Raw genomic sequence first — 13,983 nt, 5'->3', positions numbered from 1 at the left:
CAACTTTTTGAGTCGTGCTCATGTAGTTAATGGTCACTTGTTAAAAATTGTTACAAGTTGCTAACGAGCACTTATATTTATTTTTTCTACTTGATATATTTAAATTTTAAGAAAAGGAGTGATTTCAGGTATGAATTTTTTGAAGTATTTTTTTACGTTTTCATTATTTATTTTACCGTTTTTCTCTTCATCACAAGTGATTATCCTTCCTGAGGACCCTCTTCCAGAATCAGGTTTTTTTCCAAGTAAAGTAAAAGATGGTGTCCCTGTACAGTTTAGACATTACCCTGGTTCCGTGATGAATAATTGCACAGTGTCTGGGCTGCCTGGTTATAGCAGTGATCGAAGAATTGGTGATATTGTTTTCAATTTTAATGCAAGCAGCAGTTTGAATGTGAAAGTTAGTTGTATTTCTGGCATGGGACCTCTACCACCAGATGGTGGGGCAAAAGTGGAAACCGAACATAGATTTATTGTGGAGCCTGTAATAACAATTGATTTTCCTTCCGGAATATTTACTACAGGTGAGTATTGGCTGCGCATAACTCACAAAAACACTCAATCATGTGCGCTTTATATCAGTGATAATAAATACGCTATCGTAGCATCAGTCCCATCATCATACTCGGGTAAATACTCATGGACCAATGGTGCAGGCACTGAGCAAGCTTTTCATTTAAAATGCATTGGTGATGACGGAGTCAACATAACACAAAGTCATCGATTTACGGTAACAGCAAGCCCCATAGATTACCAAGCTCCAAATATTAGGAGCTTTATTCATGGAGATATAGTAATGGGGCGGACACACCTGTTTTGGATGGCTGAAAATGTTTCGACGTGCAAATTAAGTGGCATGGGGAAATCAGCAAATGTTGGAATTGTTGAGTACGTCGGATACCCTGTCGACGTTCCTGTAGGGGATACGCAGTTCACTTTGGCATGCTCGAAAGAATCAAAAACAGTTACAAAAAATGTAATTGTATACAGAATGCAGTTTCCTGGAGGTAGTGAACCCAGTCCTTGTATTGATTGCAATGTAGAACCGCTGTCTACGAATGATGATGTGAAATCCTTTGTGGCAAAAAATGTTGGTTTTGATACTGAACAGTTTGTATCTTCTGTGAAAGATAAAAAACAAATTACCCATTTTGATGTCGCAAATGAAAACTATATAGGTTTTCTTGTTGTGGATAGAGTTGAAAACGTAACCAAGGCTTATATTGCTAACAAGCAAGATAAATCTATAGAGCAAATATCAACAATTTTTGGAGTCCTTGATATTCGCGATATAGATAGCATTACTTACAATGGAAATGAAAATTCATTAACAATAATTGTTTCTTTGTGAAGTGTTTATCATATAATAAATTGAATGTTTTTCCTTATTTCTAATAATGGATACTGTTATTTAAATTAATCGCTCTAATTTATTTACGTATTCTTGGTGGTCGTTTTATTGACTAGCCGTCGTTAAATGCTGAACCAGCAGCTGGCCTGCCTGCGCTATATGTGAGTGCAGCAGTGCCAGCGCCTGATCGTTTTGCCCCTCACGTAACAGTTTAAGCAGCTGCCAGTGTTCTGCGGCGCTGGTGTCGGCATAGTTCAGCGCCAGCTCCTGAAAGCCCAGATAACGCTCGACCTGTTGATGCACTCTGTGCAGCAGTTGCATCAGCTGTGGGTTTTGCCCGCCCGCCTGATACAACAACGCATGAAACTGCCAGTTCATGGCGCCACGGTCGGCGGCGGATAAATGCTGTTGTTGCTCTATTTGCTGCAACAAATCTTCAGCCCGGCCTAATTGATGAAAGCTCAGTGCTGGCAGGGCGCGCTCCAACGCCAATGGCTCCAGGGCTAAGCGGATCTGGTACAGCTCTTCGGCTTCGGCTGCAGAAAGCTCCGGCACTTTCAGGCTGGCTTTGCCCGCCATCACCAACAGACCTTCGGCTTTCAGTTGTTGCAGCGCGTCCCGCACCGGAATGCGGCTGACCTGGTAATGGTCTGACAATTTTTGTTGATTCATCAGCTGACCCGCGGGCCAGATGCCCTGACGGATATCCTGACGCAAGCGCTGATAAAGGCTTAATGATTTCACGCTGGTTTTCCCTTTTGGAGCAATTGCTGCAGTGTATAGACCGCCAAGCCAGCAATTAAACCCCAAAAGGCTGAATTTATGCCAAAGAAATTGACGCCGGACACCGTCAGCAGCAAGGTAATTAAGCCGGCTTCCCGGGCTGGACCAGGCTGCAGGCTGGCGCCCAGATTGCTGTTGATGGTGCCAAGTAAGGCCAGGCCGGCAATAGCGCTGACCAGCACGGCAGGCAGCGCCAGAAATAAAGCAACCACCGCAGCGCCACATAGGCCACTGAGCAGATAAAATATGCCGGCTGCAATGGCGGCTTTGTAGCGCTGTGCCGGGTCCGGGTTGGCCTCCGGGCTGGCGCAAATGGCGGCGGTAATGGCAGCCAGGTTCACTGAAAAGGCGCCTAAAGGGGCCAACAGCAGGTTGCTTAGCGCACAACCGGCCAATACAGGCCGGGCTGGCACCTGATACCCGGCACTTTGCAATACCGCCAGGCCAGGAATATTTTGCGACGTCATGGTGACGATACAAAGTGGAATGGCCACCCCCATCAATGCGGCCAGTGACCACTCTGGGCTGACCCAAACAGGTTTTGGCCAACTCAGGCTCAGCTCACCGGGCTGAAACTGGCCGGTCAGACTGACATAAATTAATGCGACGACGAGCGTCAGCACTGTGGCATAACGCGGCCAGTACTCTTTGCTGATTAAAAAACACAACAGCATGCCCAACACCAGCAGAAAATCCTGCTGCAAACCGCTAAACAGCGCGACACCGAAGTTAAACAAAATACCAGCCAGCATGGCGCTGGCGACAGGCAGCGGAATACGGCGCGACAGACTGTCAAACCAGCCGGTCAGCGCCAGCACCAGGCTGATAGCCGCGCTGAGCATAAAGGCCCCTGTGGCTTCTGCCAGGCTAAAACCCTGCAGGCTGCTGACCAGCAGCGCGGCGCCTGGCGTTGACCAGGCGGTCAGCACCGGCATACGAAAATACCAGGACAGGCTGATCCCACTCAAACCCAACGCCACCCCCAAAGCCAGCAGCCAGGAATTCAGCACAGCCTGGTCGGCACCGGCGCTGGCAGCGGCCTGAAACACAATAGCCACCGAACTGGCAAATCCCACTAAAACAGCGACAAAACCGGCACTGATGGCCGGTAAACTTTTGAGCAGCATGCTCACCTCGAAATAGTCACCTCGAAATTGTTTGTACACATTAATTAAAAATGTATACAAAAATCAAGGTTGAGAGCTGAAAGCAGGACTTTTTCCGGTGATGGCTTGAACCCGCTACCGAAATCGAATATCTAGAAGGGAGCTTTGAAAGGGAAATCCGATGAAACCCACTGTACTGTTGATTGAAGATGATGAGCTGATAGGTAAATTGTTGCAGTTTATTCTGCAGCGTGAAGGTTATCAGGTGGAGTGGCTGAAAGACGGTATTGCGGCGGAACAGCGTATTGCCGAGCCAGGGTTTTCTGCGGTAATTCTGGACCTGATGCTGCCTTTTCTGGACGGCGTGTATTTGCTGGAGCAGCTCCGTAAACAGCCGCACGGCCAGAAAGTTCCTGTGCTGATACTGACCGCCAAAATGGGCGAATCGGACATTGCCTCGGCCTTGAAAAAAGGTGCCGATGATTATCTGGTGAAACCCTTTCAGCCTCATGAGTTCAGTGCCCGTTTAAAACGGCTGATGGAGAGGCGCTGATGAGAATGTTATGCGTGGCTGCGTTGATGCTGGCCCCTGGGCTTGCTGGTGCGACGCAATTGGAAATAGGCTCGGGACAAGAGCAATTGACGAATGGTCTGGCCGACGGCTGGTTTTATTTTGCCGGTCTTCGTCAGCAGCAAGGCAGCTATGGTTGGGGTGGCCGTTATCAGCGCAGCGAGCGTTTTGGCTTGCAGGACCAGGAATGGTTGTTTGATGGTAACTACAAACTCAATAATGAACTGACCTGGTTGTGGCAGGCTGCCTATAGCCCGCAAAACCGGGTGCGACCTGAGTTGAATTACGGCTCGCAGCTGGCCTGGTCCTGGGCGCCTGGTTGGGTGGTGACTCCCGGCGTGATGCTGAGTCAGGATGATGAGCAGGACAGCCGTAGTTACAGCCTGATGAACGAACATTATATGGGCGCTTACCGGCTGGCCTATACCTTTTATCATTCAAGGCCAGAAGACGCTGGGACGGCCAACACCCATTTACTGCAACTGAGTTACTACTTCAATGACACGGACTCCATCACACTGCTGGCAGTCAGAGGCAAGGAACTGGAACGTTTGCCCAACCGGGTGCTGGTGATGGATGTCAGCCGTTATGGTTTTTTTGGTCAGCTCGGGCTGAGCCCGAATTGGCAATTGCTCTACAACGCCAGTTGGTCTGAACAGGACGTATTGTATGAGAAAACGGAGTACGGTCTGAGTGTCCGCTACAGTTTCTGATCCGCTGTTGCAATTAGTCTGGTACAGCACTGCTGCGTTGTTGGTGCTGACCTTGCTGTTGCTGGTGCTGGCATTGGTGATGCACAAGGAGCGGGATAAGCGTAACTTGCACCGCAAAACGGCGACCGAGCAATGGACCCCTCTGCTGTTCAGCTGGATTTATGATACTGAACAGACAGAGGGGCCGCTGCCATCCTTAGACGCTGCTGGTTTTGGTGTGGTGGTGCAGTTGTGGTTGCAGCTGGAGCAAACGGTGCGGGGCTCTGCGTCGGAGCGGCTGGCCGATTTGGCGCAACGCTTGGGTTTTGTGCCCGTGATGCACCAATGGTTGGATAGCTTTGACAATGAAAAAAAGCTGACCGCGATTATGACACTCGGTTTGGTGCAGGACAAAAAAGCCTTCGCCAAATTAATGCCTTATGTGATTGATTCCAGAACACTGTTTTCGCTGGTAGCCGCCCGCTCTTTATTATCCATCGACCCCTGGCTGGGGCTACCTGTGGTGCTGTCACAGCTGCACAGAGAAGACTGGTCGGTCAGCCGGTTGGCCGGGTTATTGGTGCGTTTGCCTTCGGAGTTAGTCGTCCGGGCCTTAACGGAAAGCGCTGAACGCGCCACAGTAAAAGAGCTGGGCCGCCTGATCAAACTGATGTCCTTGTTGTCGCCGCTCGATTGTCAGCCGCTGGTGCTGCTGGCGCTGGAGAAATACCCGGACCAGATGGAACTGATGACCACAGCCTGCTCCAGTGCCATTTCGCCCGATCTGTTACCTGCGCTGCGTTTGTTGCATAACTCGCCGCACTGGCAAGTCAGAGTTCAATTGGCCAAAGCGCTGGGACGCTTGGGTAGCAAAGAAGATGTGCCTTTGTTGCTGATCCTGTTGCAGGATAAAAGCTGGTGGGTGCGGTATCGTGCTGCGCAGTCGCTATTGCAGTTACCGGATGTCAGTGCGCAAGAGCAGCAACATTGGTTGCAGCTGGATGACCCCTTCGCCCGGGATATTTTGCATCAGGTACTGGATGAAACAGAACGCATGAAGAGGACAGCATGGACTGGTTAACCCAGTGGCAGCAGGAGCTGCAGTTTGGCCTGGGCAGCCCAGTGGTGGCTGCTCTGCAATGGCTGTTTATTGGTTATTTCGTATTGCTGTCTTTAGGGTATCTGGCGCTGAACCTGATTGCGCTCTGGGTGATGCGTGGGCAGATCCAGTCGGCCCGCACTGAATTGATGCCAGCCAGTTATGCCAGCTTTTTACCGCCTATCTCAGTGCTGGTGCCGGCCTATAACGAAGAAGCGACCATTTCTGGGTCTATCCACTCGCTGTTGCAGTTAACCTACCCAGAATACGAAGTCATAGTGGTCAACGATGGCTCAAAAGATTTAACTATGCAGGTGCTAAAAGAACAGTTTCAGCTGGTGCCTTCTTCGGCCACTTGCCCGCTGCATCTGGCTTGCCAGCCGATATTGGGTATTTATCAGTCCAGCCGTTATCCAAACCTGAAAGTCATCGACAAACAAAACGGTGGTAAAGCCGACGCTTTAAACGCGGGCATTAATTTGTCCAGGTTTCCGTTGTTTTGTGGGGTGGACGCCGATTCTATTTTGCAACGCGACAGTTTGCAGCGCATTATCCGGCCTTTTCTGGATGATCCCTATGCGATTGCTGCCGGTGGCACGGTGCGCATTGCCAATGGCTGCGAAGTGAAAGATGGCTTACTGCTCAAGGCCGCATTGCCGGAAAAATTGTTGCCTCAGTTACAGATCATCGAATACCTGCGCGGTTTTCTGTTCGGAAGGCTAGGCTGGTCACCGCTGAACTGTTTATTGATTATCAGTGGTGCCTTTGGGGTGTTCCGTAAATCAGCGGTTATAGAAGCAGGTGGCTACCGGCATAACACCATTGGTGAAGATATGGAGCTGGTGGTGCGGCTGCATAAGTTGTTCCGTTTAACGCAGAAGCCGTACCGGGTTTACTTTATTCCAGACCCGGTGTGTTGGACAGAAGCGCCGGAAGACCTGGCGACACTGAGCAACCAGCGGGTACGCTGGCAGCGCGGTTTGCTGGAAAGTCTGATGGCCAACCGTTCCTTGTTATTTCACCGCAAAGCTGGCGCTGTCGGTTGGCTGGCTTATCCGTTTTCATTAATTTTTGAAGCTTTTGGTCCTGCCATTGAAGTGGCTGGTTACCTGTTTATGTTGACTGCATGGCTGGCCGGCTGGCTGGATCCTGTGGCGATGCTGGCGTTTCTGGTGGCCACCATAGGCTTTGGCGTGCTGATCTCAGTGGTCGCTTTAGTGCTGGAAGAAATGTCGTACCCGGTGTACCCCGGACGGCGCAGCATTTTGCGGCTATTTAGCCTGGCGATTATTGAAAACTTTGGTTATCGCCAGCTGAACTCCTGGTGGCGGCTGAAGGGGTTGTGGCGTTGGATGCGCAACAGCAAAAGCAGTTGGGGCGCAATGAAGCGTTCAGGCCAGTGGCAACAAGCGGCCGCCCAAACCGCTAAAGCTGACGATAAATCCGACCCGCCTCAGGGCTGAACCGGCTGATAAATTTGCGGCTGTGCGTCGGCTTGTTGCTGCAGTTGCCGCAGGCAGCGCTCGCAGTAACACTGGCTGCTTTCAGGCAATTGGTCCTTTAAGGTTGCTGACAACGTCAGCTGCATACACCAGCAGTCTTGTGGCCTGTCAGTTTGCGCCATACAGGCATTGGACTGGCCACAACGCGGGCATAATTTTATGTTCATTCAAAGCACTCTTACTTTTTTGCGCAGACTATAGCCCAGTGGCCGGAAAAAGTCGGCCTCTGCGGGCAAGTTTTGTTATGCTCTGCGCAATTAAATTTCAGGAGCCGGACATGAGCCGAATCGGAACACCAGGGGCTGCCAATGCCCATAAAGTATTGCTGTTGGGCAGCGGTGAGCTGGGAAAAGAAGTCTGTATTGAATTAAAACGTTTAGGCTGTGAAGTGATAGCGGTGGACAGGTACGCCAATGCACCGGCGATGCAGGTGGCTGACCGTCATTATGTGATTTCGATGCTGGACCCTTCTGCGCTGCGCCAGATTGTGATTAAAGAAAAACCGGCACTGATTGTGCCTGAGCTGGAAGCTGTCGCCACCAGTACTCTGGTCGAACTGGAGCAACAAGGCTTTACCGTGGTGCCGACCGCCAAAGCTGCTCATCTGACGATGAACCGCGAAGGCATTCGCCGTTTGGCCGCAGAAGAACTGGGGTTACCGACGTCGAAGTATCAGTTTGCCGATGACAAAGCCAGTTATCTGGCGGCGGTGGCGGCTGTGGGTTACCCCTGTGTGGTCAAACCTATTATGTCATCGTCCGGCAAAGGCCAGTCGGTGCTGAAGTCTGCTGCGGATCTGGAAAGCGCCTGGGCTTATGCACAGGAAGGCGGCCGCACCGGCAAAGGCCGGGTGATAGTCGAAGGTTTTATTGATTTTGACTACGAAATTACCCTGCTGACTGTGCGTTCCATATCCGGCACCCAGTTTTGCGAACCAGTCGGCCATCGCCAGGAAAAAGGGGACTACCGCGAATCCTGGCAGCCGCAGGCCATGTCACCCAAAGCGCTGGAGCTGGCGCAGCAGTATGCAGCCAAAGTGACTGAAGCTTTGGGCGGTCGTGGCTTGTTTGGTGTGGAGCTGTTTGTCAAAGGCGACCAGGTCTGGTTCAGTGAAGTGTCGCCACGGCCGCATGACACCGGCATGGTGACCATGATTTCGCAAAACTACAGCCAATTTGCCTTGCATGCCCGTGCCATTCTTGGTCTGCCGATCCCACAAATCCGTCAGTATGGCCCTGCCGCTTCGGCCGTGTTGCTGGTGGCCGGTCAATCGCGCGAAATTGGGTATGGCAACCTGGCACAGGCCCTGATGCAGCCCGACACCGACCTGCGGATTTTCGGTAAACCTGAAGTGCAGGGGGAGCGCCGGATGGGGGTCGCACTGGCTTTGGGTGACAGTACCGGCCATGCCAAACAAAAAGCGCTGGATGTCGTGGCAAAAATTCAGCTGACGCTGGGTTAATGTTTTATGTAGGGGAGCGTTTTAACGCTCCCGGTTATCCGATCTAGATATACGCAAAGGCATCGGCAAACATCTGCTCGCGTTTGCCACCTTGTTCCAAAAAGGCTGACCTTACCACACCGGCCATGGCAAAGGGCCCGGCCAGGTAGATGTCGTAAGCTTCCAACGAGACAAAATCCGCCAGCACGGCTTCATGCACCAAACCAGAACGGCCCTGCCAGTCAGTGTCCGGGTTTTGCACCACAGGAATAAAACGGTAATGTGCATCGGTGTCAGCCCATTGCTGCAATTCTGCCAGATGATAGAGGGCTGACTGGTCCCGCACGCCCCAATACAAAAATACCGGGCGTTTGACCGCCGCCGCTGCTATCGCCTGCGCAATGCTGTACACATAAGAAAAACCTGTGCCACCGGCCAGCAGAATAATAGGGTTCTGGCTGTCTTCGCGCCAGAACGCCTGACCTAAGCCGACTTCTGCAGTAATTTCTGCATGCTGTTGCAGATGCGCCAGCGCCTGACTGGCGTACGGGTCGGTCACAGCACCGCCAATATGTAACTCCAGCTGGGCTTGTGCCGGAGTGGACGCAATAGAAAAGGGCCGCTTGTCGTCGTCGCTCAGCCAGATTTGCAGGTACTGACCCGGCTGGTAAGGCACCGGGTGTTCCGGGGTCAACAAGACCCGGGTGACCCCTGAGGTCAGTGGGGATAACTGGTCAACGGTACAACGTATTTTGCTCATGAATAACCCTGTGGCTTAACCACGAATAAAAGGATGATGTAACACCAGATCGCTGCTGGCAAAGGCCAGACAACAATAGGTAAAGTTCATGGATTTGTCCTGTGTACTCAAAGGCTCAGGCGGCAGGTAAGTCACAGTACCGGAGCGCAGACGACAAACGCAGGCCGTGCAGACACCTTGCTGGCAGCGGTGCGGAAAATCAATGCCCTGGCGCAGGGCGGCCTGCAGCACGGTTTCCGTTGGCCCGACCCTGAAGGTCAGGCCGCTGGGCTCAATGGTGACCTGATAATCCGCCTGCTGCTGGCTCATTTGGGCACCGGCAGTATATTCAGTTTGTCCCACAGGGCATCGACCCGCTGTTTGACTTCCGGCGTCATCACGATCGGCTCACCCCATTCGCGGTTGGTTTCCCCTGGCCACTTATTGGTCGCGTCCATGCCCATTTTGGAGCCTAACCCGGACACAGGCGAGGCAAAGTCCAGGTAATCGATGGGGGTGTTTTCAATCAGCGTGGTGTCGCGTGCCGGGTCCATCCGGGTGGTAATGGCCCACATCACGTCTTTCCAGTCGCGGGCGTTGATGTCGTCGTCACAGACAATGACAAACTTGGTGTACATAAACTGGCGCAGGAAAGACCAGACCCCCATCATTACCCGCTTGGCATGGCCAGGGTATTGTTTTTTCATGGTGACCACCGCCATCCGGTAGGAACAGCCTTCCGGCGGCAGGTAGAAATCGACAATCTCCGGAAACTGCTTTTGTAAAATAGGCACGAAGACTTCGTTTAAGGCCACCCCCAGCACTGCAGGTTCATCCGGTGGCCGGCCTGTGTAGGTGCTGTGGTAAATCGGCTTTTCTCTGTGGGTGAGGTGGGTCACGGTAAAAACCGGGAACTGATCCACTTCATTGTAATAGCCGGTATGGTCGCCATAAGGGCCTTCAGGCGCCATTTCGCCCGGCATAATGTAACCTTCCAGCACAAATTCGGCGCTGGCGGGCACCTGCAAGTCGTTGCTGAGGCATTTCACCACTTCGGTGTTATCACCCCGCAATAAGCCAGCGAAGGCGTATTCCGACAAAGTGTCCGGCACTGGGGTGACTGCGCCCAAAATAGTGGCTGGATCGGCGCCTAAGGCCACTGACACTGGAAATGGCTCCCCTGGATGGGCCTTTTGCCATTCAAAAAAATCCAGCGCGCCACCGCGGTGCGACAACCAACGCATAATGACTTTGTTTTTCCCCAGCACCTGCTGGCGGTAAATGCCCAGATTCTGCCGCTCTTTGTGTGGGCCACGGGTGACTGTTAACCCCCAGGTGATCAGTGGGGCCGCATCGCCAGGCCAGCAGGTCATCACTGGCAGTTGGGTTAAATCCACCTGGTCGCCCGTCAGCACCACCTGCTGACAAGGTGCTTTACGTACCTGTTTGGCCGGCATATTCAGCACCTGCTTAAACACAGGTAATTTGTCCCAGGCGTCTTTAAAACCTTTTGGTGGCTCTGGCTCTTTTAAAAAGGCCAGCAGTTTGCCGACTTCGCGCAGCGCCGACACATCGGTCTGACCCATGCCCAACGCCACCCGCTCCGGCGTGCCGAATAAATTCACCAGCACCGGAATGTCAAAACCCTTGGGGTTTTCAAACAACAAAGCCGGACCTTCAGCGCGTAGCGTGCGGTCAGCAATTTCCGTCATTTCCAGATAAGGGTCGACTTCCATCCGGATGCGTTTGAGTAAACCCCGCTGTTCCAGCTGGTCGATAAAGTCACGCAGATCGTTGTATTTCATAAAACATGGCCCGCAGAAGATTGGGCTTATTATACATGGCTGCCCGGCGTGGACCAGTCTGGGCTTGCCTGACTGGTCTTTCTGCAGCGTTAGCACTCGTTTATGTAGAATCGCTACACTGCTCTCGCGCTGCCTTGCATAAAAACCCGCCAGACTACTGCAAAAGTAACCTTGGGATGCCAACAGGCCTTATAATGACGCCAGCAAGAAAGTGGGGGCACAGGCCGATGCATGAACAGGAAGGGGTGATTAAATTTCAGCTGAATTTTCAGCACGGTGCTGCGTTATCGGCCGGGCAAGTCAGTGAAATCAATGCCTGGCGTACCCTGTTGCATCAATTGGGCATGCTGGGCCAGCACCCGCAGCGTTATGACAATTATGGCTTTGGCAACCTGAGTCAGCGCCATGGCCGGAATGAATTTATTATCAGTGGTAGCCAGACCGGCGGGCCTTTGCAATTGCGGGCGGCCGACTACGCGTTGGTCACCGGGGTTGATATTCAGCAAAATCAGCTGTGGGCCCGCGGCGAAACGGCGCCTTCGTCTGAGTCGATGACTCATGCCGCCTTGTATCAGGCGGATCCACGTATTGGGGTAGTGGTGCATGCGCATTGCCCGGCAATTTGGCAACAAACGGCGGCGCTGCAGCTGCCACATACAGCCGCCGACATTCCTTATGGGACTGTGGAGATGGCGTTGGCGGTGCAGCAATTGGTGCGCCGACTCGGTGACGGGCCAGCACTTTTTGCCATGTTGGGTCATGACGATGGTGTGGTCAGTTACGGCCACTGTTTCAACGAGGCGGTCAGTTTGGTGAGCCTGTATTATGCAAAAGCACTTGCCCTAGGGGCTCAACCTAACCTAAGGTAAAGTCAGTCCCAATTTTTTTATCATGCCTTATGGATTTCCCCACGCAAATCAAACAACAAAGTTGTATGGATTGCCTCAGCGGCAACTCTCTTGGTTTTGACATCAGGATGGCATTTCAGCCCATAGTGGACTGGGCCGCACAAGACATAGTGGGTTATGAAGCCTTGGTGCGAGGGCCTGAAGGTCAAAGTGCTGGCTGGGTGTTTGAGCACATCAACGACAACAACAAATATTATTTTGATCAGGCCTGTCGGGTCAAAGCCATTGAAACGGCATCCAGGCTGGGGCTGGAAAAAGTGCTGAGCATTAACTTTTTGCCCAATGCGGTGTATAACCCGGAAACCTGCATTCGCGCGACCATTGAGGCGGCGGATCTGTTTGGTTTTGATATCAGACAGATTATGTTTGAAGTGACCGAAGGTGAACAAATTATCGACCAGGGCAAGCTGAAACGGATTTTTGAAAGCTATGCCAAACGGGGCTTTATTACCGCCATTGACGATTTTGGGGCTGGTTATGCCGGACTCGCCTGGCTCACTGCGCTGACGCCTGCGGTGCTGAAACTGGATATGGGGCTGATCCGAAATATCGATCAGGACCCGTTAAAGCAAGCGGTGTTAAAAGGCATACTGACGGTTTGCCAGCAGCTGCAAACCAGGGTTCTGGCGGAAGGTATTGAATCGGAAGCTGAGCTGGATTATCTGTTCGCCCAAGGCATCCACTGGTTTCAGGGGTATTACTTTGCGAAGCCCGTCCTTGAGCAACTGATACAAAAAGATCAGATCCCTGTCTGGCTCTGATTTGTGAAATCAGGTAGCTTAATCAGACATCTGGATGTCTGGAGTCTTCTGTGAAAAAAGCAACGCAACTGATCCACGCTGGCCGTGGTAAAAAATGGACGGGCTCGGCGGTTAACCCGCCTGTGGTCCGGGCTTCCACCATAGTGTTTGACACGATGGACGAGCTGAAGCACGCCACTGCCAAACGCGGTGAAAGGGTGCCTTATTATGGCCGCCGCGGCACTGCCACTCACTTTGCATTGCAGGAAGCGATTTGTGAACTGGAAGGCTCAGCCGGCTGCGCTTTATACCCATGTGGCGCTGCTGCTATTAATGCGGCGTTATTGTCGGTGTTAAAGCAGGGAGACCATCTGTTGATGGTGGACACGGCCTACGAACCCACCCGCGCGATTTGCGACAAACTGCTGGCGGGCCTTGGCATTGAAACCACCTATTACGACCCGCTCTTGGGTGCTGAAATTGCCAGCCTGATCCGTCCCAATACCACAGCTATTTTTCTGGAATCGCCGGGCTCACTGACCATGGAAATACAGGACATTCCGGCTATAGCAGCGGTGGCCAAAGACAGAGGCATTTGCCTGCTGCTGGACAATACCTGGGGCACCCCTTTGCTGCTGGATGCGTATGGGCTGGGCGTCGATATCTGTATTCAGTCGGCGACCAAGTACATTATTGGCCACTCCGATGCCATGCTGGGCATTGCCACCGCCAACAGCCGTTACTGGCCGCAACTGCGTGAGCACAGTTACCTGATGGGCTATTGCGCCTCTGCGGACGATGCCTATCTGGCAAGCCGCGGCCTGCGCACTTTAAAAATCCGGCTGGAACAACACCAGACCAATGCACTGAAAGTGGCACATTGGTTAGCGCAACAAGAGTGGGTGGAAACAGTGCGGCACCCGGCTTTACCGGACAACCCTGGCCATCCGTTATTTTTGCGGGATTTCAGTGGCAGCAATGGCTTGTTTTCTTTTGTGTTAAAACAAGGCGATGCCAAAACAATGCAGGCCTTTATCGAAGGGATGGCGCACTTCAAAATGGGGTTTTCCTGGGGCGGCTTTGAAAGCCTGATTATGCCTAATTTAAGCATTCAGAAACTGCGCACCGCCAGTCAGTGGCCTTACGCGGGTCCGCTGCTGCGGTTGCATATAGGCCTGGAAGATCCGGATGATTTAATTGCCGATTTAGCTGCTGCTTATCAGCGCATGCAGTCGCTGCTTTAACG

At 52.3% G+C, this 13,983-nt stretch carries 15 protein-coding genes; 9 read left to right on the top strand and 6 right to left on the bottom strand.

The features are described 5' to 3' along the window. Positions 1 to 130 precede the first annotated feature (130 nt). Positions 131 to 1,351, top strand: a complete 1,221-nt coding sequence (locus WKJ04_RS14075) for a hypothetical protein (RefSeq protein WP_337880992.1) — start codon at positions 131 to 133, stop codon at positions 1,349 to 1,351. A 105-nt stretch (positions 1,352 to 1,456) separates the two neighbouring features. On the opposite strand, the gene WKJ04_RS14070 is transcribed toward WKJ04_RS14075, so the two are convergent. Together WKJ04_RS14070 and WKJ04_RS14065 are read right to left on the bottom strand one after the other, a co-directional pair. After that, positions 1,457 to 2,095: a GntR family transcriptional regulator gene (locus WKJ04_RS14070; protein WP_337880991.1), complete on the bottom strand. Its 639-nt coding sequence runs from the start codon at positions 2,093 to 2,095 to the stop codon at positions 1,457 to 1,459. Further along, positions 2,092 to 3,261, bottom strand: coding sequence for a benzoate/H(+) symporter BenE family transporter (locus tag WKJ04_RS14065; RefSeq protein WP_337880990.1), 1,170 nt, complete (start codon positions 3,259 to 3,261; stop codon positions 2,092 to 2,094). The genes WKJ04_RS14070 and WKJ04_RS14065 overlap by 4 nt, the downstream gene beginning before the upstream one ends. Positions 3,262 to 3,421: 160 nt before the next feature. On the opposite strand from WKJ04_RS14065, the gene WKJ04_RS14060 reads away from it, so the two are divergent. The 4 genes from WKJ04_RS14060 to WKJ04_RS14045 are packed head-to-tail and all read left to right on the top strand — an operon-like array spanning position 3,422 to position 7,065. Next, positions 3,422 to 3,793, top strand: coding sequence for a response regulator (locus tag WKJ04_RS14060; RefSeq protein WP_337841809.1), 372 nt, complete (start codon positions 3,422 to 3,424; stop codon positions 3,791 to 3,793). Next, positions 3,793 to 4,524 (top strand): YaiO family outer membrane beta-barrel protein, encoded by a 732-nt coding sequence (locus WKJ04_RS14055; protein ID WP_337880989.1) that lies wholly within the window; start codon positions 3,793 to 3,795, stop codon positions 4,522 to 4,524. The genes WKJ04_RS14060 and WKJ04_RS14055 overlap by 1 nt, the downstream gene beginning before the upstream one ends. Beyond that, positions 4,505 to 5,584 (top strand): HEAT repeat domain-containing protein, encoded by a 1,080-nt coding sequence (locus WKJ04_RS14050; protein ID WP_337880988.1) that lies wholly within the window; start codon positions 4,505 to 4,507, stop codon positions 5,582 to 5,584. Before WKJ04_RS14055 ends, WKJ04_RS14050 begins: the two co-directional genes overlap by 20 nt. Then, positions 5,572 to 7,065 (top strand): glycosyltransferase, encoded by a 1,494-nt coding sequence (locus WKJ04_RS14045; RefSeq protein ID WP_337880987.1) that lies wholly within the window; start codon positions 5,572 to 5,574, stop codon positions 7,063 to 7,065. The genes WKJ04_RS14050 and WKJ04_RS14045 overlap by 13 nt, the downstream gene beginning before the upstream one ends. On the opposite strand, the gene WKJ04_RS14040 is transcribed toward WKJ04_RS14045, so the two are convergent. Continuing rightward, entirely contained in the window at positions 7,056 to 7,271 is a 216-nt protein-coding gene (locus tag WKJ04_RS14040; RefSeq protein WP_337880986.1) for a cysteine-rich CWC family protein, read from the bottom strand. The two genes, WKJ04_RS14045 and WKJ04_RS14040, sit on opposite strands and share 10 nt — an antisense overlap. Positions 7,272 to 7,381: 110 nt before the next feature. On the opposite strand from WKJ04_RS14040, the gene purT reads away from it, so the two are divergent. Further along, positions 7,382 to 8,566: a formate-dependent phosphoribosylglycinamide formyltransferase gene (gene purT / locus WKJ04_RS14035; protein WP_337880985.1), complete on the top strand. Its 1,185-nt coding sequence runs from the start codon at positions 7,382 to 7,384 to the stop codon at positions 8,564 to 8,566. Between the two features lie 43 nt (positions 8,567 to 8,609). On the opposite strand, the gene fre is transcribed toward purT, so the two are convergent. Genes fre through ubiD form a run of 3 tightly spaced genes read right to left on the bottom strand, consistent with a single transcriptional unit; the run spans position 8,610 to position 11,089 of the window. Beyond that, a complete protein-coding gene (gene fre, locus WKJ04_RS14030) occupies positions 8,610 to 9,305 on the bottom strand; it encodes an NAD(P)H-flavin reductase (protein WP_337880984.1) in 696 nt (231 codons plus the stop codon). 15 nt (positions 9,306 to 9,320) lie between these two features. Then, positions 9,321 to 9,614: a 2Fe-2S iron-sulfur cluster-binding protein gene (locus tag WKJ04_RS14025; protein ID WP_337880983.1), complete on the bottom strand. Its 294-nt coding sequence runs from the start codon at positions 9,612 to 9,614 to the stop codon at positions 9,321 to 9,323. Beyond that, positions 9,611 to 11,089: a 4-hydroxy-3-polyprenylbenzoate decarboxylase gene (gene ubiD / locus WKJ04_RS14020; protein WP_337880982.1), complete on the bottom strand. Its 1,479-nt coding sequence runs from the start codon at positions 11,087 to 11,089 to the stop codon at positions 9,611 to 9,613. Before ubiD ends, WKJ04_RS14025 begins: the two co-directional genes overlap by 4 nt. Positions 11,090 to 11,316: 227 nt before the next feature. Between ubiD and WKJ04_RS14015 the strand changes: the two genes are divergently transcribed. The 3 genes from WKJ04_RS14015 to metC all read left to right on the top strand — a co-directional run bounded on the left by WKJ04_RS14015 (position 11,317) and on the right by metC (position 13,981). Beyond that, positions 11,317 to 11,958, top strand: coding sequence for a class II aldolase/adducin family protein (locus tag WKJ04_RS14015; RefSeq protein WP_337880981.1), 642 nt, complete (start codon positions 11,317 to 11,319; stop codon positions 11,956 to 11,958). Between the two features lie 107 nt (positions 11,959 to 12,065). Next, entirely contained in the window at positions 12,066 to 12,758 is a 693-nt protein-coding gene (locus WKJ04_RS14010) for an EAL domain-containing protein (protein ID WP_337880980.1), read from the top strand. 50 nt (positions 12,759 to 12,808) lie between these two features. Beyond that, a complete protein-coding gene (gene metC / locus WKJ04_RS14005) occupies positions 12,809 to 13,981 on the top strand; it encodes a cystathionine beta-lyase (RefSeq protein WP_337880979.1) in 1,173 nt (390 codons plus the stop codon). Positions 13,982 to 13,983: the final 2 nt, after the last annotated feature.

The sequence above is a fragment of the Rheinheimera sp. genome (genome assembly GCF_037442345.1).
GTDB lineage: Bacteria > Pseudomonadota > Gammaproteobacteria > Enterobacterales > Alteromonadaceae > Pararheinheimera.
This window is presented reverse-complemented; position numbering and strand designations above follow the sequence as displayed.